This is a genomic window from Microbacterium sp. 20-116 (genome assembly GCF_041079415.1).
In the GTDB taxonomy this organism is placed as follows: Bacteria; Actinomycetota; Actinomycetes; order Actinomycetales; family Microbacteriaceae; genus Microbacterium.
In genome coordinates, this window is sequence record NZ_JBFYGP010000010.1 from 1 (window position 1) to 18,970 (window position 18,970).

An 18,970-nucleotide genomic window follows, 5' to 3' on the forward strand; every position below is an offset into this window, starting at 1 on the left:
GTGGGGCGGCGCGGCGGGGGCGGCGTCGCGGTGGGGCGAGGGCGTCAGCCGCCGTGGCGTGGACGCGGCGTCGCACGCGGCGAACGTTCGCCCGGCGGAAGCGGAATCGGCGTCGTGCCGGCGACCTCGTCGCTGAAGTCCTCGGGCTCGGCCGCGACGGTCGCGATGGGCCGAGTCTCGTCGAGCGTGAGGCGGAAGCGCTTGGTCTCGTGTCGGTGCAGACGGCCCGACATCGCGGTCCAGGTCGCGCCGATGGCGCACGCGACGACCGCCACGATCGCCGCCAGCGCGATGGCCACGCGAGGACCGAACTGCGCCGCGACCGCGCCGACGATCGGGGCGCCCACGGGGGTGCCCCCGAGGAGGATCGCCATGTACAGCGCCAGCACGCGACCACGCAGGAGGGGGTCGGTCGTGGTCTGCACGTAGCCGTTCGCGGTGGTCAGGGTCGTCACGACGCAGAAGCCGGTCAGCACGAGCGTGGCCGCGTAGGCGCCGTAGCTGGGCGCGAAGACCGAGAGGGCGGATGCCACGGCGAAGCCGCCGGAGCCGACGATCACCACCCGCATCCGGGCGCGCTCGCGTCTCGCGGCGAGGAGGGCTCCGGCGAGGGAGCCGATCGCGACGAAGGAGCTCAGGAGGCCGAAGCCGTCGGCGCCGCGATCGAACTCGAGGGCCATCGTCGAGGCGAAGATCGGGAAGTTCATGCCGAAGGCGCCGAGGAGGAACACCATCACGAAGATGACCACGAGGTCGGGTCGCCGTGCGACGTAGCGGAAGCCGTCGGCCAGGCGAGCGGGGCCGCCGCGGCGGTGACGGGCGACGAGCTCGTGCGGGCGCATGAGCAAGAGAGCGCCGAGCATCGCCAAGAAGGTGAACGCATTGACGAGGAAGACCCAGCCGGTGCCGACGAGCACGATCATGATGCCGGCGGCGGCGGGACCGATGAGGCGGGCCATGTTGAACGACGCCGCATTGAGGGCGACGGCGTTCGAGGCGTTCTCCTGTGAGACCAGGTCGGAGACGAAGGCCTGCCGCGCCGGGTTGTCGAAGGCCGTGACGACACCCAGGGCCAGTGCGAAGCAGAACATCAACGGCAGGGTCATCGCCCCGCTCAGCAGCAGGATACCGAGTGACACCGCCAGCAGCAGAAGAGCGCTCTGCGTGCACATGATGAGCTTGCGGCGGTCGAACCGGTCGGCGACCCACCCGGTGACGCTCACCAGGAGCAGCGGGGGAGCGAACTGCAAGGCCATGGTGATGCCCATGGCGGCGGCGTCATTGTTCGTGAGCTGTGTCAGCACGACCCAGTTCTGGGCCGTGGACTGCATCCATGCGCCGACGTTCGAGACGAGGGCTCCGATGAACCAGACGCGGTAGTTGAAGATCGACAGCGACCGGAACATCGATGTGCTCATCTGTCGGCCACCTTCCTCATGATCGTCGTGGCGCGGGCCAGCGCCTGTCTTTCTTCGGGGGAGAGCTCGGCGAGAGCCTCTTCGACGAAGGCGTCTCGTCGCCGGACCGTCTCATCGACGATGCGGCGGCCGAGATCGGTGAGGTCGATGCTCACGCGGCGTCGGTCGACCTCATCGGGAATGCGGGTCAGGTATCCCGCGTCCTCCAGCAGCGACACCGTGCGGTTCATCGACGGGGCGGTGACGCGCTCGCGGTCGGCCAGCTGGCCGAGCGTGTGCGCCCCGTGCACCGTCAACGCGGCGAGGACGGCGAACTGCCCGTCGCTCATGGTGTCGACGGCCCGCTGCGCCCGAAGGCGCCGGGCGAGCCGGAACGTGGCCATGCGCAGCTCGGACGCCGCTGCGCTGTGGTCAGAACTCAAGTCGGGAAGGGGGGATTCGTCGACGCGATCATTCATGTTCCTAGACGTCAGATTATCTCATTAGCTTTGCTAAAGGAACGGGCGGACCCCGTTCTCCCCGCGTCCGCCGCCCTAGACTCCCCCCATGCCCGAGTTCGTCGACGCCTATGGCATCTCGATCGTCTACGACGTCTACGAAGCGGCCGAGCCCCGGGCGGTGGTGCAGCTGCTGCACGGTGTGGGGGAGCACGCGGGGCGCTACGGCGCACTTATCGAGGCGCTCGTCGACGCGGGCTACACGGTCTATGCCGACGATCACCGCGGTCACGGGCGCACGGGGCTGCGGCAATGGAGCGGTGACCGCCGCAAGCTCGGACGGCTCGGGCCCGGCGGACTCGGAGCCGCCCGCGACGCGGTGTGGACCCTCACGCAGCGCATCCGCGCGGAGCACCCCGACCTGCCTCTCGTGCTGCTCGGACACTCGTGGGGTTCGTTCCTCGCGCAGATGCTGCTGGATCGGCATCCCGAGGCCTTCGACGCCGTGGTGATGACCGGCTCGGCCCTGCGGGTGCCCGGTTCGCTCAACGCCGGGGATCTGAACGCCCCGTGGAAGCACCTGCGGGGCTCGGGCATGCAGTGGCTGTCGAGCGATGAGCAGGTGGGTCGAGACTTCGTCGCCGACCCGCTCACGACCTCCACGCCGCTCGCGCGGCTCTTCGGTCCCCTCGAGACGGCGAAGCTCCTCGGGCGGCCGCGACGCGGCCTCGAACGCGACGTGCCCCTGCTGCTCATGGTCGGTCGCGACGACACCGTCGGCGGGCCGCGCAGCGTGCACAGACTGGCGGACGCCTACACGCGTCGCTCCGGACTGACGGATGTCACGATTCTCGTGTACCCGGGTGCCCGTCACGAGATCTTCGCCGAGCGGTGCCAGGCCGAGGTGCGGGCGGATCTGCTGGCGTGGCTCGACGAGCGGATGCCGCAGCGCCGCTGACCAGGATGGCGCACGTCGCTCTTTGTCGCGGAGTCGCTGTGTTCGTACGCGGTCAATCGCGTGTGCTATTTCACACTTTGATAACACGTATGAACATGTACGAACACGCTGTAATTCAAGCGTTACCTCCTGCGAATTGACCCCGCGGCCGTGAACGGCCAAGCTGAAGCGGTCGATGGCGGCGCGTGGCGCCGCAAATGGGCCCCCGGGTCCCTCAATGCTGAGGAAAGCGCACACGGACGTGACGATGACAAACTCACAAATCGCAACAGAAGTAAACAACCCCAACAGGACGCCGAGGTGGGTTCAGGCTCGGGCTTCGCGCCCGGAGCGGCTCGGCAACGGCATGTTCGCCGTCCTGTTGGTGGTGCCGGGCATGGCGCTCATGGCCGTCGTCGTGGCGTATCCCCTCGTCTCGGCCTTGGTGACCGCCTTCTTCAAGCAGAGCCTGGTGCTGCCCGGTCGCGAGTTCGTCGGGTTCCAGAACATCGTCGACGTGCTGCAGGACGACTTCCTTCGCCTGCTGTGGCAGACGCTGGTCTTCACGCTCGGCACCACGATCGCCCCGTTCGTCATCGGCTTCGCGCTGGCGCTGGCCCTGAACACGCAGATTCGCGGGTCGAAGGTTTTCCGCGGGCTCATGCTCATCCCCTGGCTCGTTCCGGGGGTCGTCGTCTCGTTCCTGTGGATGTGGATCTTCAACGCCAACTACGGCGTGATGAACGCGATCCTCGAGCCGCTCGGGGTCAGCCCGCAGGCGTGGCTCGCCCAGCCCGGGACCGCGATGTTCGCCGTGATCGTGGCCAAGACCTGGCAGTCGTTCCCCTGGATGATGGTCATGCTCCTGGCCGGCCTGCAGACGGTACCGAAGGAGCTGCACGAGGCCGCCGAGATGGACGGGGCCGGTACCGTGCGCCGATTCTTCTCGATCACCGTCCCGCAGATCGGCGGGATCATCGGTCTCGTGCTGCTGCTGGAGTTCATCTGGAACTTCCAGCACTTCGACATCATCTACGTGCTCACCGGCGGAGGTCCGGCCGGATCCACCGAGACCTTCGCGACCTCGGTGTACGAGACGGCCTTCCACGGCTTCGATCTCGGTCACGCCGGTGCGCTCGGCCTGCTCTGGCTCATCCTGCTCATGGCGCTCGTCGTCGTCTACGTCCGATTCTCCGAGAGGGGCGAGAAGCGATGACCAGCACCGCACTGCCCACCGTCACCCCCGCCCCCGACGTGCCGCCCGTGGTCGCTCCGGCGCCCGAGCGTCGTCGTCGCCCGAGCTCGGGGCTGCGCTCCGACCGCCCGGGTGTCCGACTCGCCTCGTGGGCCGCGCTGATCGTCTGCGGCGGCTTCGCCCTGCTTCCGGTCTACTGGCTGCTCGCCACCTCGTTGACCCCGCGGGACCAGGTCTTCTCGTACCCGCCGAAGCTGTTCCCCACCGAGATCACCTTCGACGCCTACACCTCGCTGACCTCCAACCCGCAGCTGTTCACCTACCTGCAGAACAGCGTGATCGTCTCGGTCATCACCGCTCTGCTGTCGGTGATCGTCTCGGCCTACATGGGGTACTCGTTCTCGAAGTTCCGGTACCGCGGGCGCCGCCAGCTGATGTACTTCGTGCTGGCCTCTCAGATGTTCCCGCAGGCCCTGCTGCTCGTCACCCTCTACAGCGTGTTCAGCGCCTACGGTCTGCTCAACACCTACACGGCGCTGGTGCTGTCGTTCACGACCTTCACGCTGCCGCTGTGCGTCTGGATGCTGAAGGGCTTCTTCGACACCATCCCCGACGAGCTGATCGAGGCGGCCCGGGTCGACGGCGCTTCGCGCCTGCGCACGATCCACTCGATCGTGCTCCCGCTGGCGGCCCCCGGTCTGGTCGCCGCGGGCCTGTTCGCCTTCGTCCGCGGTTGGAACGACTTCATCTTCGCCCTGACCCTCGCCGGCCCCGACAAGCAGACGCTGCCCCCGGGCCTCGTCAACACCTATGTCGGCGAAGCGGCAACGGCGTGGCCCGAGCTCATGGCCGCCTCGCTCGTGGTGTCGCTGCCCGTGGCGATCGCCTTCATGCTGCTGCAGCGCTTCCTCGTCAGCGGTATGACGGCCGGCGCCGTCAAGGGCTGACCGCTCCACTCCCTTTCTTCTGCTCACCTGTCAAGGAGGACACCTATGTCAGCTTCATCGCTTCCCCACCCGTTGATCACCCGCCGTCGCGCGCTGCAGATGTTCGGCATCGGTGCCGCCGCCGCGGCCCTGGCCGGATGCGTACCCACCGGCAGCGCCGGGCCCGCCGCGGGCGCGGCCGGCCTGAACGGCGCCGATCCCACCGACTTCGCGTTCTCGTCGTGGTCGCTCACCGAGGAGTCGGCGAAGCCGGCGCTCGAGGGCACCCTCGCGGCGTACGAGAAGGCTCGCGGCATCGCGATCAAGCGCACGGCGTTCCCGTACAACGAGTACATCAACCAGCTCATGCTGCAGGTCACGGGCGGTCAGTTCACCGGCGCCGCGCACGTCGACGTCGCCTGGCTCGGAAGCCTCGCGGCCACCGGCAAGCTGCAGGACGTCTCGGCCCTGGCATCCGGTCGCGGCTACACCTCTTCGGCCCTGCAGGCGGCCACCTTCGACGGCGTTCAGTACGCCCTGCCGTGGACCATCGGCGCGATCGGCCTCGTCGCCAACTCCGAGACGCTCGGCAAGGTCGGCGTCGCCCCCGATGCGTTCCCGACGACGGTGGACGAGTTCGAGAAGACCCTGGTCGCGCTCAAGGGCCTCGGAAACGGCCTCATCCCGTACGCCGCCTCGACCAAGGCCGCGCAGCTCAAGGACATCCTCATCTGGATGCAGACCTTCGGTAGCCCGCTGGTCGACGGCGACACCGTCACGATCGGCGACGACGCCAGCATCGAAGCGGTCACCTGGTACAAGGGGCTCTACGACCAGGGCCTGATCGCCGCCGACGTCGATCGCTTCGACGCGCGGAGCCTGTTCGCACAGGGTCGCGCCGCGATGTACGACGACGCCCCCGTGGGCCGTGCCGCGGTGACGAAGGAATCGCCCGACGCGAATCTCGCGAGCAAGCTCGCCCCTGTCTCACGTCCGGTAATGAAGGCCGGCGACACCCCGCGTGCCCTCGTCTGGGGCGGCGCGATCGCCGTGGTCAACGGAACGGGTGCGGCGACCGCGGGCGACTTCGCCCAGTACGCCACGTCCGACCTCGACGCGATCCTGGCCGACTACGCCCTGCGCGGCCTGCCGCCGGCGACCACAGAGGCGCTCTCGTCGTCGGAGGTCGCCGCCGACACCTTCGGTGCGCAGTTCAGCGAGCGCATCACGGCCACGGCCAGCTCGAACCCGCTGTGGAAGTTCACCGCGTACTCGCAGATCGAGTCGGCGATCGCCGACAACGTCCAGGCCGTGCTGATCGGATCCGCTTCGCCGGCGGACGCGATGAAGCGGGCCGGCGAGGCCGCGCAGAAGCTGGTCGGCTGACGTGCGGTTTCTGCGCGGAGGGAGCGCGGCGGCGATCGCCGCGCTCGCCCTCGGGCTGATCGTCGCGCCGTCGGCACACGCCGTCGGTGGGGTGCCGACGGTCGAAGAGCTCCCGTTCGCGGTCGACTCGTCGAACCAGGCGGCGTGGTGGAACCCCCTCGACGTCGTGGGGGACGTGACCTACTTCGCCTTCAACGCCCCCGCGGCCCAGGCCGCGCGGCACGAGGTGCATCTCGCCTCGCGTGCTGCCGACGGCACGTGGGCCGAGGGGTGCCTGCGCACCTCCCCGGGAGCGGCGTGCGTCACCTTCGTCGACGACAACGGTCACAACCAGCCCTCCATCGTCGTCGACGGTGACGGGGTCATCCACGCCTTCGTCTCGATGCACAACGAGCAGTGGAACTACTTCCGCTCCGACACCGCGGGCGACGTGAGCACGATGGTGGATCGCACCTCGACCATGCCCGATCTCGACGTCGACATCACCTACCCCGTGACCGCCCGCGGAGCCGACGGCGACGCGTGGGTGCTGGTGCGCACCGGGACGGATGCCGACGGTGCGCGCGAGGGCGTGCTCTACCACTACGACCGGAATGCCGGCTCATGGGGGCGCGAGACGACCATCGCCGCGGCGAAGGGCTACTCCTTCTACCCCGACGACCTCGAGGTCTCGCCCGACGGTCGCGTGCACGTGCTGTGGGAGTGGGGCCCGTTCCCCGCCGACCCCGCGCGCCACCTCGGCTCGTACGCCGTCTACGATCCGGCGACGGGGTCACTCGCGGACGCTGCCGGCGCCACGGTCCCCGGCCCGATCACCCCCGCCTCGACGGGCGCGATCGTCTGGCGACCGTTCCTCACCGGCGAGACGATCCGCAGCTACACCCCGGCGGTGCAGTCCGCGAAGCTCGCCCTCGACGGCTCCGCTCTCGCGGGCATCGGTTACCGCTTCGTCGAGAAGGACCGCACGGCCTACGACGCCCGCTTCGTGCGGTGGGACGGATCGTCCTGGATCGACGAGAAGGTCGTGGACTCCGCGGCCCTCGGCGACGGCGTCGCCACGTCGGCTGCCGTCGACCTCACCCGCGCCGGGTCGACGACGCGGCTCTACACCGTCGTGACCGCCCAGGTCTGCGGCGAGGTGCGCAGCCGCGCAATCGTCGCCGAGCGCGCCGACGCAGCCGCCGCGTGGACCTATGCCGCTGTCGGTGAGCCGCTTCTGGGCCAGCAGCGCCTGCGGGCACAGACGCGATCGACCGATGACGCCGACGTCGTCTACCTCTCCGCTCCTGCGGCGGCCCCAGCCCGTCTCACCCGCGCCGTCGTTCCTCGAGACGCGGCCGTCGGTCCCGCCACCTCGCTGTCGACCCTCGTCTCGGACCTCCGCGACGACCCGGGCGGCGTGAACGTCGCGCTGGGCGCGACGGCCACCGCCTCGTCGAGCCTGCGCGCAGACACCGGCCCCGCACTCGCCGTCGACGGCGTCTGCAGCGACGCCAGCCGGTGGATCTCGGCGGTCGGTGACACCGCTCCGTGGATCTCGCTGAGCATGACCGCGCCGGCGGCGCTCGACGAGGTGCGCGTGCGCAGCGGCTACAGCGCCGACTCGGGCTCCGCCGCCGTCCTGCGCTCCTTCGAGGTGCAGGTGCACACCCCCACGGGCTGGACGAGCCTCGGCTCCGTCACCGCGAACACGCAGCGCCTCGTGAGCGTCCCGGCCGGCGGCGTCGTCGCGGACGGCGTGCGGCTGCTCATCAGCGACCCGTCGGCATCCACCACCGACGTCGCCCGGGTCTTCGAGATCGAGGCGATCGCCGTGGACTGAGCCCGTCGATCTCTCCCCGCACCACATTCGGACGCCCCCGCGTCCCCAGGAAGGACACCCGCAGAATGCGTTCACATACGGCCGACTACGACGTGGTCGTCGTCGGCGGAGGACTCGCCGGAGTCGCCGCCGCCATCGCCGCCGCCCGGCTCGACCGGCGCGTCGCCCTCATCAACAACCGACCGGTCCTGGGCGGGAACTCCTCGTCGGAGGTCCGTGTCTGGGTGTGCGGGGCGACCGCGCACGGCAATCAGCGGTGGGCGCGCGAGAACGGCATCATCGGCGAGCTGTACCTCGAGAACCAGTACCGCAACCCCGACGGCAACCCCATCCACTGGGACGACGTGGTGCTGGATGCCGTGCGTGCCGAGCCGAACATCTCGCTGTACCTCAACACCGACGTGCGCGACGTGGCCGCCACCGGCCCCGAGGGTGCGCGCCGCATCGAGTCGGTGACGGGATGGACCATGGGAGCCGAGACCGAGACGCGCTTCGTTGCCCCGGTCTTCCTCGACTGCACCGGTGACGGACTCGTCGGCCACCTCTCCGGAGCGAGGGCGCGGCTCGGCAAGGAGTCGCGGGTGGAGTTCGACGAGGACTGGGCGCCGGAAGAGGCCGAGCGCACCTTCCTCGGCTCGACGCTGTTGTTCTACACGAAGGACGTGGGGCATCCGGTGCGCTTCGTCGCACCCGATTCGGCGAAGTCGATCCTCAAGACCCCGATCCCGTCGTCGCGCATCATCCGAAGCGGTGACAGCGGAGCGCACTACTGGTGGATCGAGTGGGGTGGCGAGCTCGACATCGTGCACGACAACGAGCGCATCCGCGACGAGCTGCGCTCGGTCATCCTGGGCATCTGGAACCACATCAAGAACTCGGGCGAGTTCGACGCCGACAACCTCGACCTGGAGTGGATCGGCAACGTCCCCGGCAAGCGCGAGTACCGCCGCCTCGTCGGCGACTACACGCTGCACCAGCGCGACATCATCGAACAGACGCGTTTCGACGACGGCGTGGCCTTCGGGGGCTGGTCGATCGACCTGCACCCCAAAGAAGGGATGTACTCGACCGGTGCGGGCGCCGTGCAGCGCTTCTCGAACGGCGTCTTCGAGATCCCGTTCCGCTCCCTCTACTCCGCCGACGTCGAGAATCTCTTCATGGCGGGGCGCGACGTCTCGGCCACCCACATCGCGTTCGGCGCGGCGCGCGTCATGGCCACGTGCGCCGCGATGGGCGAGGCGGCGGGGACCGCGGCATCCCTCGCGCTCGCTCATCACACGAGCCCCCGCGGGCTCTACGAGAATCACCGTGAAGAACTCCGACAGCTGCTTTTGCGACAGGACGCCCCGCTCATCGGCGTGGCCGACACCGACCCGCAGAACCTCGCCGCCTCGGCGCGGGTGACGGCCTCGGGCGTGCGCGGGGGGCTCGGACCCAGCGAGGCAGCTTCGGTCCGGCTCCATCCGCTCGAGCACGACCTCGGCATCGTCGTGCCCGTGCACCCGCGTCTCGACGGCTTCGACCTGCGGGTCACCGCTGAGCACGACGTCGATCTCGAGGTCGAGGTGTGGTCGACGGGGCTCCCACAGAACGTCGTCCCCGAGCACCTCGAGCACGCGGTCACCGTCGCCGTGACCGCGGGCCAGGCGCAGTGGGTGCACGCCCCGGTGCGGTGGGAGCCGCAGACCCCGGCCAACGCGGTCGTCGTCTTGCGCGCCCGACCCGGCGTGAGCGTGTTCGTGGCGGACGAGCTTCCGCCCGGCATCCTGACCCTCGTCCACACCTCGGATGCCGACGACCAGAACGTCCAGGTGAGCCTCGACGAGCTGCTCGTGCAGTGGCCGACCAAGCCGTTGCGGGGGCGGTCGGTGCAGTTCCGCGTGCCCACGCCGTCAGAGGCGCTGGCGCCCGAGCGTGCGGTCGGCGGCTACCAGCGCCCCTTCGGTGGTCCGAACCTCTGGGCCTCGGCTCCTCTGGCCGAGGGCGACGCGTGGCTCCGTCTCGACTGGGAGCGGCCGGTCGTCGCGCGCGAGGTCGTGCTGATCTTCGACGACGACCCCGACGTCGAGCTCAACACCCTCCACCACCATCGCGATCCCCACCTCGTGATGCCCTCGCTCGTCGAGGCCTACCGGGTCGAGGCGCAGACGGCCGGGGCGCAGGAATGGGTCGAGGTCGCGGCGGTGGCGCAGAACAGACGTCGCCGCCGCCGGCACCCGCTACCCGAGGGGCTCGGCGCGATCAGCGCCGCGCGAGTGGTGGTGACGGCGACCCACGGCGCGCCGGAGGCCCGCATCGTGGCCTTCCGTGTTCAGGAGTGACATGCCGCGCGATACCGTAGCCCCCAGAACAGACCGCCCCGCGGCGCGCGCGAGCGCCGCCCGGTCCTCGACGAGGAGCCCCGCCATGACCGACACGCCCTCGGCGACGCGGCGGATCTCCCCCCTGTCGCGTCGCGAGCGCACGGGAATCGTCGCGCTGGCGGTGCCGAATCTCGAGGAACCGTACTTCGCCGAGCTGACGACCCTGCTGGCACGCGGTGCCGAGGCGCGAGGGCTGTCGATCCTCATCCAGCAGACCGAGGGTGACCACCAGCGAGAGATCGATGTCGCGAACGGGGTGGGGCTCCCGGCGACCGACGGCCTGATCCACATCCCTCGGTCTTTGACCGTCGGAGATCTGACGCGGCGCACCGACCCGGGTCCGCTCGTCCTGCTCGGCGAGCACATCGCCGTGAGCCCCTTCACTCACGTCTCGATCGACAACCGTCGCACGGCGGACCTGGCGACGGCGCACCTCGCCTCCTCCGGGTGCGGTCGGGTCGCCTTCCTGGGTCCTCGCGTGTCCCGTCCCTCGGATGCCGCGGACCAACGCTTCGCCGGCTACCGCGACGCCGTGTCGCGCCTGGGCTTGGCCGACGAGCCCGGCCTGATCGTGCCGGTCGACGCCTTCACCTCGGAAGAGGGTGCGGAGGCGCTGCGGCGTCTGCACGATTCCGGCATCGCCTTCGACGGCGTGGTGTGCTCGAACGATTCCGTGGCCTTCGGCGTGCTGGCGGCACTGCACGAGCGCGGGCTCGCGGTGCCCGGCGATGTCGCGGTGATCGGTATCGACAACGTACACGCTGCGCAGTTCTCGGTGCCGGCGCTGTCGTCGGTCGCACCCGACGACCACGGCATCGTCGAGGCGGCGTTCGCCGAGCTCGAGCGTCAGATGGCGGCTCGCCCGGGCGCCGACGTCCCGGTCCGGCACATCGTGGTCGACGCCACGGTCATCGCGCGAGCGAGCACGGCGCGGTGAGCGCGGCTGTCGCCGCCCGGTCTTCTCGAGGACGCGGGCGCGTCTCAGTCGTCGCCGTCGGCGGCCACCCACAGCTCGGCGACGTGCGCGCGCAGCGTCTCTTCGGCCTCCTGGGAGAGCCCCGCGTCGGTGACGACGAGGTCGACCTCGTTCAGGTCGACGATCGTGGTGAGTCCCACCGCTCCCCATTTGGTGTGATCCGCGAGCACGACCGCCCGGGCCCCCGCAGCGACCAGCGCGCGGTTCGTCTCTGCCTCAAGCAGGTTCGAGGTCGTCAACCCCGCGGTGAGGTCGATCCCACGGACGCCCAGGAAGACGATGTCGCAATGGAGGTGCTCGAGCGAAGCGACCGCGACCGGGCCGACGAGCGCGTCGGCGGGGGTACGGACGCCACCGGTGAGCACGACGGTCTGGGTGTAGGGCTCGTCCGCCCGGTCGGGGCGGGCGAAGACGTCGGCGACGGGCAGCGAGTTCGTCACGATCGTGAGGTCGTCGATTCCGCGCAGCTCGCGGGCGAGCGCCCAGGTCGTGGATCCACCGCCCAGACCCACCGACATGCCCGCCTCGACGAGTTCGGCGGCGCGGCGCGCGATGGCGCGCTTGCCGTCGCCGTTGCGGCGGGCCTGCGTGGCGAGGTCGCGAGAGCCGCCGATCCCGGGCTGCGGGCTGCGGGCTCCGCCGCGCACCTTGTCGACGCGGCCGTCGGCGGCCAGCACGTCGAGATCGCGCCGGACGGTCATCTCGCTCACACCGAGGGTCACGGCCAGGTCGGGAACCGAGGCGGCGCCCTGGCGGCGGACCTCGGCCAGGAGGCGGGATCGGCGTTCGGCGGCGAGCACGATCGCTCCTCTCGTTCGGGCCTCCAGTCTTCCACGGCGGCTCGCTTGTGAACGGCGTCATCGCCGATCCCGCGGGCGATGGAGCGTACGGCTTCGAGCTGCCGGCCCTGCGCGCGGTGCCACCGGTCGCCCCGCCTGCCGGATTCGCCGAGCGCTGGCGGGCCTGGGCGGCGGAGGCGATGCGGGTCGACCCCGACCCCCGCATGAGCCCCCTGGGGCGGGTGGCCGGCCGTGCCCTGTTCCTGGTCGAGCACACCGTCGCCGACGGCCTGCGCCTGCGCGGGTGGTTCGCCACGACCGTCGACGGGGTGCCGCCCCGCGTGGGTATCGTGCACGGCCACGGCTACGGCGGTCGAGAGGCGCCCGACGTCGACCGCGTCCCGGACGATGCGGCGGTGTTCTTCCCCGTCGCCCGGGGGCAAGGGGTGCTCAACGCCGGTCTCGGGGCGCCGACGCCCGCCGAGGGGCATGTGCTCCACGACATCCACTCGATCCACGAGTACGTCCTCGGCAGGTGCGCCGTCGACCTCTGGCACGCCGGGTCGGCGCTGCGGGCGCTCGCCGGGTCCGTTCCCCTGTATTACGTGGGCGAGAGCTTCGGGGGCGGGATCGGCGCGCTGGCCCTGCCGTGGGACGACCGATTCGTCGGCGCGACGCTGATCGTGCCGAGCTTCGGTCAGTACGACCTGCGATTGCGCCTGCCGTGCGAGGGCAGCGGGGAGCGGGTGCGCGCCCACGTCGCCACCCACCCCGAGGCGCGCGAGGTGTTGCGCTTCTTCGACGCTTCGACGGCGGCGACCCACCTCCGGATACCGGTGCGTGTGGAGTGCGCGCTGCGCGACCGCCACGTTCCCCCGCCCGGCCAGTTCGCGGTCGCGAATGCGATCGACGAGGCGCCGGGCGCCGAGCTCGAGCTCGACGTGCAGCCCTACGGCCATCGCGAGTACGCCGGTCTCGACGAGGTCCGGACGCGGGCTTTCGCCGCCACGCGCGCTCACATCGACGGTGTGCTCTCGCGCCTCGTCGGAGAGAAGGAGAACTCGTGACCCAGTTTGATCTGCCCCTGGCCGAGCTCAAGGCGTTCTACCCGGAGCGCGAGGAGCCCGTCGACTTCGACCGGTTCTGGACCCATACGCTCGCCGAGGCGCGCGCGGGGGCATGGCCCGCGCGATTCACCCCGGTCGACGCGGCCGACAGCGGTGTGATCGGCGTCGAGGTCGACGACGTCGTCTTCGCGGGGTTCGCGGGACACGAGGTGCGGGCGTGGCTGCTGCGCCCGCGCGGGGCCTCCGGCCCCCTGCCGTGCGTCGTGCAGTACATCGGCTATAACTCTGGCCGCGGCTTCGCGCACCAGCACACGCTCCTGCCCTCCGCCGGCTTCGCGGTGATGGTCATGGACACGCGAGGCCAGACCAGCGGGTCGCTCCCCGGCGCGACCGCCGACCCCGTGGGCGGCGCTCCACACGTCGCCGGTCGCGTGACCGAGGGCCTCGACGACCCCGCCCGCTCCTACTACCGGCGCGTGTTCTGCGACGCGGTGCTTGCTATCGACGCGGTGCGGTCGCACCCGGCCACTGACGCGACGCGCGTGAGCGTGTGGGGCGGCAGCCAGGGTGGGGGCATCGCGCTCGCCGCGACGGCGCTGAGCGAGGGGCTGCGATTCGCCGCGATCGACTTCCCGTTCCTGAGCGCGATGCGTCGGGCCGTCGCCATCACCGACGCCGCCCCGTACAGCGAGATCGTCACCTACCTGCAGACCCGGCGCGGCGAGGAAGAGGAGGTTTTCCGCACTCTCTCCTATTTCGACGGCGTGAACTTCGCCGCGAGGGCGAGCGTCCCCGCGCTGTTCTCGGTCGGGCTCCGGGATGCCGTGTGCCCGCCGTCGACCGTGTATGCGGCGTACAACCACTACGCGGGGGAGAAGAGCATCCGCGTCTACCCGTGGAACGGCCACGAGGGTGGCGGTCCGGCGCATCAGCTCGAGGTGCTGCGCGCGCTCGCTGTGCACGGCTGACGTGGCGCCCGGGGGCGCTGCTACGGCGCGGAGTCAACAGTGATGCGGGACGAGAGTCGGGTTCGAGACCAGCGGGCGTGACCGGCGCCGCCGCTCAGGACACCGTCGCCTCGACGGCCCGACGGAAAGAGCGCAACGCTGCTCCCCAATAGCGCCGCACGGGGAGGCCGCACGCGCGCAGAGCGGATCCGTGGTCAAGGGCCACGACGGTCGCCGCTCCGACGGCGACCACCCACCACAGGAGCAGGACGAGCGTCCGCACGGGCGTCGTGAGGGCGGCGAGCCCTCCTCGGAGCTGAGCAATCTGAAAAGCGAGGTGATGCTCTTCGTCCAGCGCGATGCGCGTGCCGATTCCGCGGATCACGGGGTCGGGCCCGGAACGCGCAAGGACGACGAAGTAGGGCATGGCGACGGCTTCGGCCGTCAGGAACAGGGCCAGCTCGGTGCGCAGCCCGAGCGCGCGCCGAAGTCGCGTGAAGATGAGGTCGGACCAATGATTGGTCAACGTGCCCGCTCCGAGGTGCTGGAGTCCGCGTCGGAACAGCGCCGAGTGTTTCTGCTCCTCCGCCACCAGGAGTCTCAGGGCCTCCCGTTGAGCGGTACCGCAGCCCTCTGCCTTGCGGAGCAGATGGAGCCCGTCGCCACCCTCACCCAGCTCGAATCTTTGAAACGACCGCACGAGGATGGCCCGGACTCCGGTCGGTAGGCGGGCGGGAGCCTCCCAGTCGATCATCGCCTCGATCGCGTCGTGGCGTCGACGGTTCGAGGTGAAATGCGTCACCCACTTCTCGAACGCGACGTCGGGCGCTGTCGTGTCTCGGCGGGCGGTCATGAGAGCAGTGTCGCAGGCGGCGCTCGAGAATCCTCCTCGACATGCGCCCGGCTGCCGACGTCGAATCGGCAGCGAATATTGCACTTCAATGCAACATCTTTTGGTTGCCTTTCCGCAAAAGCCTCACTACTGTCGAACAGACCAGGACACCTCGACGACGAGTCCCCCCGACCACCCCTGGGCCGCCCTCCATCCCCACCGGAGCGCCCCACCCCCACAGCTCCCACCCGCGGAGTCGCGCCGTCGCGCGTGCCCGGCAATCGACGTCCCTCAACGAAGAACGGACCCTCACGTGAACACTTCGGACACCCGACACACCGCCGACGTCGGCGCCTGGTTCATCGGCGCACGAGGCTCGCTCGCCACGACGGCGACCCTCGGCATCCACGCCCTCGCCGCGGGGGTCGCAACCCCCGTGGGGCTCACGACCGAGACCGACGCGGTGCGCGTCGACGAGTTCCCCGCGCTCGCCGATATCGTCGTCGGCGGCCACGACATCTCGACCACCCCGCTCGAGGAGCGGGCGCGCCAGCTCGCCGCGGGCGGCATGTTCCCCGCGGCCCTCGTCGACGCGGTCGCCGAACGCCTGCGCGAGACCGATCGGAACCTCCGCACCGTCCCCGCGATGACCGCGACCCAGCAGGAGGAGATCGACTTGCTGGCAGCCGACATCGTCGACTTCCGCGAGCGGTACGACCTGCGCGAGGTCGTCGTCATCGACGTCTCGTCCACCGAGCCCCTGCCGCCCTACCACCCGGGATTCGAAGACGACGAGCTGCTGCAGGCAGCCCTCACGACGCCGGGCGTGCGGGTGCTGCCGCCCAGCTCGCGCGCCGCCCTCGCCGCGATAGCCGCCGGAGCCGCGTACGCGGCCTTCACCCCCTCGGCATCCCTCAACCTTCCCGTCCTGCGCGACCGCGCCGAACGGGCGGGCATCGCGTACGCGGGTCAGGACGGCAAGACCGGAGAGACGCTGCTGCGCACCGTGCTGGCCCCGATGTTCACGGCTCGCGGGTTCCGCGTGCAGTCCTGGGCGGGCACGAACCTGCTCGGCGGAGGCGACGGGGCGACCCTGGCCGACCCCGAGGCGGTGCGCTCCAAGCTCGTGTCGAAGAACCGCGGTCTGCACGCCCTCGTCGGCGACGACGTCGTAACCCCCCTGCACATCGACAACGTGCCCGACCTCGGCGACGTCAAGACCGCGTGGGACCACGTCAGCGCAACAGGTTTCCTCGGCAGCCGCGTGACGCTGCAGACCACCTGGAGCGCGTACGACTCGGCTCTGGCGGCGCCCCTGGTCATCGACCTCGTCCGCGCCCTCTCGCTCGCGACCCGCGCCGGTCATGCCGGTGTCGTCACCGCCCTCGGCTGTTTCTTCAAGGACCCGTGGGGCAGCGACGTCCACGGTTTCGGCGAGCAGACCGCCCACTTCGTCTCGTGGGTGCACGAGACCGCCGCCGCCGTCGCGGCAGCTCGGGTCGCCGCACCGTGACCCGGGTCGCGGACTACCTCGACCTCGTCCGCGCCCCCGCCTCGCTCACCGTCCTCGGCGATGCCCTCGTCGGTGCGCTGAGCGCGCGCGGGCCGGGCGCGGACCGACCCCTGCGCGTCGGTGCCCTCGCGGTCTCGTCGGTCTGCCTGTACAGCGCCGGCATGGCGGTGAACGACTGGGCGGATGCCGACCTCGACGCGCGCGAACGCCCGGAACGCCCCATCCCCTCGGGGCGGATCAGCCGTGGCCGCGCCCTCGCGGTCGGCGTGTGCCTCACCGCCCTGGGGGTCGGCTCGGCGTTCGCCGCGGGTCGCGCCTCGGGCCTGGTCTCGGTCGCGTTGGCCGGCGCGCTGTGGGCGTACGACACCGTGTTCAAGCCCACCGCGGCCGGCCCCGTGGTCATGGCGGCGTGCCGGGGGCTCGACGTGATGATGGGCGCCGCGGGCCCGGGGTGGCGCTCGGCGGTGGTCCCCGCGGGCGCGGTCGCCGCGCACACCGTCGCCGTCACCGCGATCTCGCGGGGCGAGGTCGACGGGTCGACCGCGACCACCGGTCGCGCCGCCGCGGCCGCGAGCGTCGCCGTCGCGGCATCCGGTCTGCTCGGTGGGGGAAACCACCCCGCCACCGTGCTCGGGGGAGCGCGCTACCTCGCCGCGGTCCTCCCCGGGCAGTTGGCGGTCGCCCGTCGTCCCGGAGCCGCCGAGGCGCGAGACGCCACCCGCGCCGGCATCCGCGCGGTCGTCCCCCTGCAGTCGGCCCTCGCCGCCCGTGCGGGTTCGCCGCCGGCGACCGCCGCCCTGCTGGGCGTCGAGACTCTCGGCCGCTGGCTCGGCCGCCGCCGATGGAGGGGAGACATCACATGAGCTGGACCTGGGGTTACGGCACCAACGGCTTCACCGACCACCCGCTGCCCGCCGCTCTCGACGTGCTGCAGCACCACGGCTACGGCGCGGTCGCGCTGACCCTCGGCCACCCGCACCTCGACCCCTTCGCCGCCGACTGGCGTGCGCAGACCCAGGCGCTCGCCGCCGACCTGCGTCGCCGCGGCCTGCGGGTGGTGGTCGAGACGGGAGCCCGCTACCTGCTCGACCCGCTGCGCAAGCACCGCCCGACCCTCGTGGACCGCGAGGCCGAGCCACGCCTGGCGTTCCTGCGCCGTGCCGTCGAGATCGCCGCGATCCTGGGCGCCGACTGCGTGTCGCTCTGGAGCGGGGTCGTGCCCGATGACGTCTCGGTCGATCAGGCGCGCGTCCTGCTCGAGGAGCGTCTTCTCGAGCTCGCCGCGTTCGCCGCCGACTCCGGCGTCGCCCTCGCCCTCGAGCCCGAGCCCGGCATGCTCATCGAGACCGTGGCCGACGCCCTCGCGCTCCGCGCCCGCCTCGGCCACCCCGAGAACCTGGGCCTCACCGTCGACCTCGGCCACTGCGTGGTCGTCGAGCCCGAGGGAGTGGTCGGCGCCCTGCGCGCGGCGGGCGCCCTGCTGCGCAACGTGCAGGCCGACGACATGCGGCCCGCGGCGCACGAGCACCTGCCCTTCGGCGAGGGGGAGCTCGACCTGGATGCCGCCCTCTCGGCGCTGCGCGAGATCGACTACACCGGGGTGGTCGCGGTCGAGCTGCCGCGGCACGCGCACGCAGCGCCCGAGCTGGCCCGCGCGAGCATGGCCGCGTTGGTGGCGGCGGCGGAGCGCACGGCGTCCGCGGGGCCCGCGGGGGGAGGAGAACCCGCCGGGGGAGGACCCGGCACCCCCGTGGCATCCTCCGTTCCCGGGTCGAGCGCCCCCGCGACCCCGGTACCGCACCCCTGGACCACCCGCGCGGTCGAGCAGGTGCGGACGGATGCCACTCGTGCGCCGCGCCTGTTCGCCTCGGCGGGCCGCGAGGTGGGGCGCGATCCCCTCTCCGCCGAGCCCTTCGCGCCGAGCGCCGACGACGCCGTCCGCGCGGCCATCGTCGCGGCCCTGGCCGACAGCGGAGCCGACCCCGACGTGGTGCTCGCGCTGTACCGCCGCGGCGACGACGCCGAGCGCCGGGGCGTGCTGCGAGGGCTCGACGCGATCGAGGCGCCCCCGGCCCCCTGGCGCGAGGCCGGTCTCGAGCTGATCGCCGACGCCCTGCGCGCCAACGACACCCGGCTCGTCGCCGCCGCGCTCGGGACCTTCGCCGCGGAGCACCTCGACGACCACGCGTGGCGTCACGGCGTGCTGAAGTGCGTGTTCCTCGGCATCCCCCTCTCCGTCGTCTCGGGCCTCGGCGCCCGCGCCGACGACGAGCTCGCCGCGATGGCCGAGCGCTTCGCGGCCGAGCGCCGCGCCGCGGGCCGGCCCGTGCCCGACGACCTCTCTCTCCTCCGTGCTCGCGAAAGGGCCTGAC

At 71.3% G+C, this 18,970-nt stretch carries 16 protein-coding genes; 12 read left to right on the forward strand and 4 right to left on the reverse strand.

Annotation, left to right across the window (positions count from 1 at the left end; translation table 11 throughout):
* Positions 1-44: 44 nt before the first annotated feature.
* Together AB6V29_RS15145 and AB6V29_RS15150 are read right to left on the reverse strand one after the other, a co-directional pair.
* Positions 45-1,418 (reverse strand): MFS transporter, encoded by a 1,374-nt coding sequence (locus AB6V29_RS15145; protein ID WP_267788350.1) that lies wholly within the window; start codon positions 1,416-1,418, stop codon positions 45-47.
* Positions 1,415-1,876 (reverse strand): MarR family winged helix-turn-helix transcriptional regulator, encoded by a 462-nt coding sequence (locus tag AB6V29_RS15150; RefSeq protein WP_210076118.1) that lies wholly within the window; start codon positions 1,874-1,876, stop codon positions 1,415-1,417. The genes AB6V29_RS15145 and AB6V29_RS15150 overlap by 4 nt, the downstream gene beginning before the upstream one ends.
* An 88-nt stretch (positions 1,877-1,964) precedes the next feature.
* On the opposite strand from AB6V29_RS15150, the gene AB6V29_RS15155 reads away from it, so the two are divergent.
* From AB6V29_RS15155 to AB6V29_RS15185, 7 genes are all read left to right on the forward strand, one after another.
* Positions 1,965-2,813 (forward strand): alpha/beta fold hydrolase, encoded by an 849-nt coding sequence (locus tag AB6V29_RS15155; protein WP_267788347.1) that lies wholly within the window; start codon positions 1,965-1,967, stop codon positions 2,811-2,813.
* 247 nt (positions 2,814-3,060) lie between these two features.
* Complete coding sequence (locus AB6V29_RS15160; protein ID WP_369359649.1) at positions 3,061-4,008, forward strand: carbohydrate ABC transporter permease; 948 nt, start codon at positions 3,061-3,063, stop codon at positions 4,006-4,008.
* Positions 4,005-4,934 carry a carbohydrate ABC transporter permease gene (locus tag AB6V29_RS15165; protein WP_103208317.1) on the forward strand — a complete coding sequence of 310 codons (930 nt, stop codon included), beginning with the start codon at positions 4,005-4,007 and terminating at the stop codon, positions 4,932-4,934. Before AB6V29_RS15160 ends, AB6V29_RS15165 begins: the two co-directional genes overlap by 4 nt.
* Before the next feature lie 45 nt (positions 4,935-4,979).
* A complete protein-coding gene (locus tag AB6V29_RS15170; protein ID WP_369359651.1) occupies positions 4,980-6,299 on the forward strand; it encodes an extracellular solute-binding protein in 1,320 nt (439 codons plus the stop codon).
* A gap of 1 nt (position 6,300) precedes the next feature.
* Positions 6,301-8,121, forward strand: coding sequence for a BNR-4 repeat-containing protein (locus AB6V29_RS15175; protein WP_369359653.1), 1,821 nt, complete (start codon positions 6,301-6,303; stop codon positions 8,119-8,121).
* A gap of 65 nt (positions 8,122-8,186) precedes the next feature.
* Positions 8,187-10,442 (forward strand): FAD-dependent oxidoreductase, encoded by a 2,256-nt coding sequence (locus AB6V29_RS15180; RefSeq protein WP_369359655.1) that lies wholly within the window; start codon positions 8,187-8,189, stop codon positions 10,440-10,442.
* Positions 10,443-10,527: 85 nt separating this feature from the next.
* Positions 10,528-11,421 (forward strand): LacI family DNA-binding transcriptional regulator, encoded by an 894-nt coding sequence (locus tag AB6V29_RS15185; protein ID WP_103208326.1) that lies wholly within the window; start codon positions 10,528-10,530, stop codon positions 11,419-11,421.
* 44 nt (positions 11,422-11,465) lie between these two features.
* Here AB6V29_RS15185 and AB6V29_RS15190 read toward each other — a convergent pair whose 3' ends face one another.
* Positions 11,466-12,260 (reverse strand): DeoR/GlpR family DNA-binding transcription regulator, encoded by a 795-nt coding sequence (locus AB6V29_RS15190; RefSeq protein WP_267788338.1) that lies wholly within the window; start codon positions 12,258-12,260, stop codon positions 11,466-11,468.
* Between the two features lie 47 nt (positions 12,261-12,307).
* Here AB6V29_RS15190 and AB6V29_RS15195 point away from each other — a divergent pair, with 47 nt between their 5' ends.
* Entirely contained in the window at positions 12,308-13,306 is a 999-nt protein-coding gene (locus tag AB6V29_RS15195; RefSeq protein ID WP_369359658.1) for an acetylxylan esterase, read from the forward strand.
* The gene (locus tag AB6V29_RS15200) at positions 13,303-14,274 is read left to right on the forward strand and encodes an acetylxylan esterase (protein ID WP_267788334.1); all 972 of its coding nucleotides are present in this window, start codon (positions 13,303-13,305) and stop codon (positions 14,272-14,274) included. The genes AB6V29_RS15195 and AB6V29_RS15200 overlap by 4 nt, the downstream gene beginning before the upstream one ends.
* A gap of 94 nt (positions 14,275-14,368) precedes the next feature.
* On the opposite strand, the gene AB6V29_RS15205 is transcribed toward AB6V29_RS15200, so the two are convergent.
* Positions 14,369-15,106, reverse strand: a complete 738-nt coding sequence (locus AB6V29_RS15205) for a ferritin-like domain-containing protein (protein WP_369359660.1) — start codon at positions 15,104-15,106, stop codon at positions 14,369-14,371.
* A gap of 292 nt (positions 15,107-15,398) precedes the next feature.
* Here AB6V29_RS15205 and AB6V29_RS15210 point away from each other — a divergent pair, with 292 nt between their 5' ends.
* Genes AB6V29_RS15210 through AB6V29_RS15220 form a run of 3 tightly spaced genes read left to right on the forward strand, consistent with a single transcriptional unit; the run spans position 15,399 to position 18,969 of the window.
* Complete coding sequence (locus AB6V29_RS15210) at positions 15,399-16,598, forward strand: inositol-3-phosphate synthase (protein WP_369359662.1); 1,200 nt, start codon at positions 15,399-15,401, stop codon at positions 16,596-16,598.
* Positions 16,595-17,461, forward strand: a complete 867-nt coding sequence (locus AB6V29_RS15215; protein WP_369359664.1) for an SCO3242 family prenyltransferase — start codon at positions 16,595-16,597, stop codon at positions 17,459-17,461. The genes AB6V29_RS15210 and AB6V29_RS15215 overlap by 4 nt, the downstream gene beginning before the upstream one ends.
* The gene (locus tag AB6V29_RS15220) at positions 17,458-18,969 is read left to right on the forward strand and encodes an EboA domain-containing protein (RefSeq protein ID WP_369359666.1); all 1,512 of its coding nucleotides are present in this window, start codon (positions 17,458-17,460) and stop codon (positions 18,967-18,969) included. The genes AB6V29_RS15215 and AB6V29_RS15220 overlap by 4 nt, the downstream gene beginning before the upstream one ends.
* The last annotated feature ends 1 nt before the right edge of the window (position 18,970 follow it).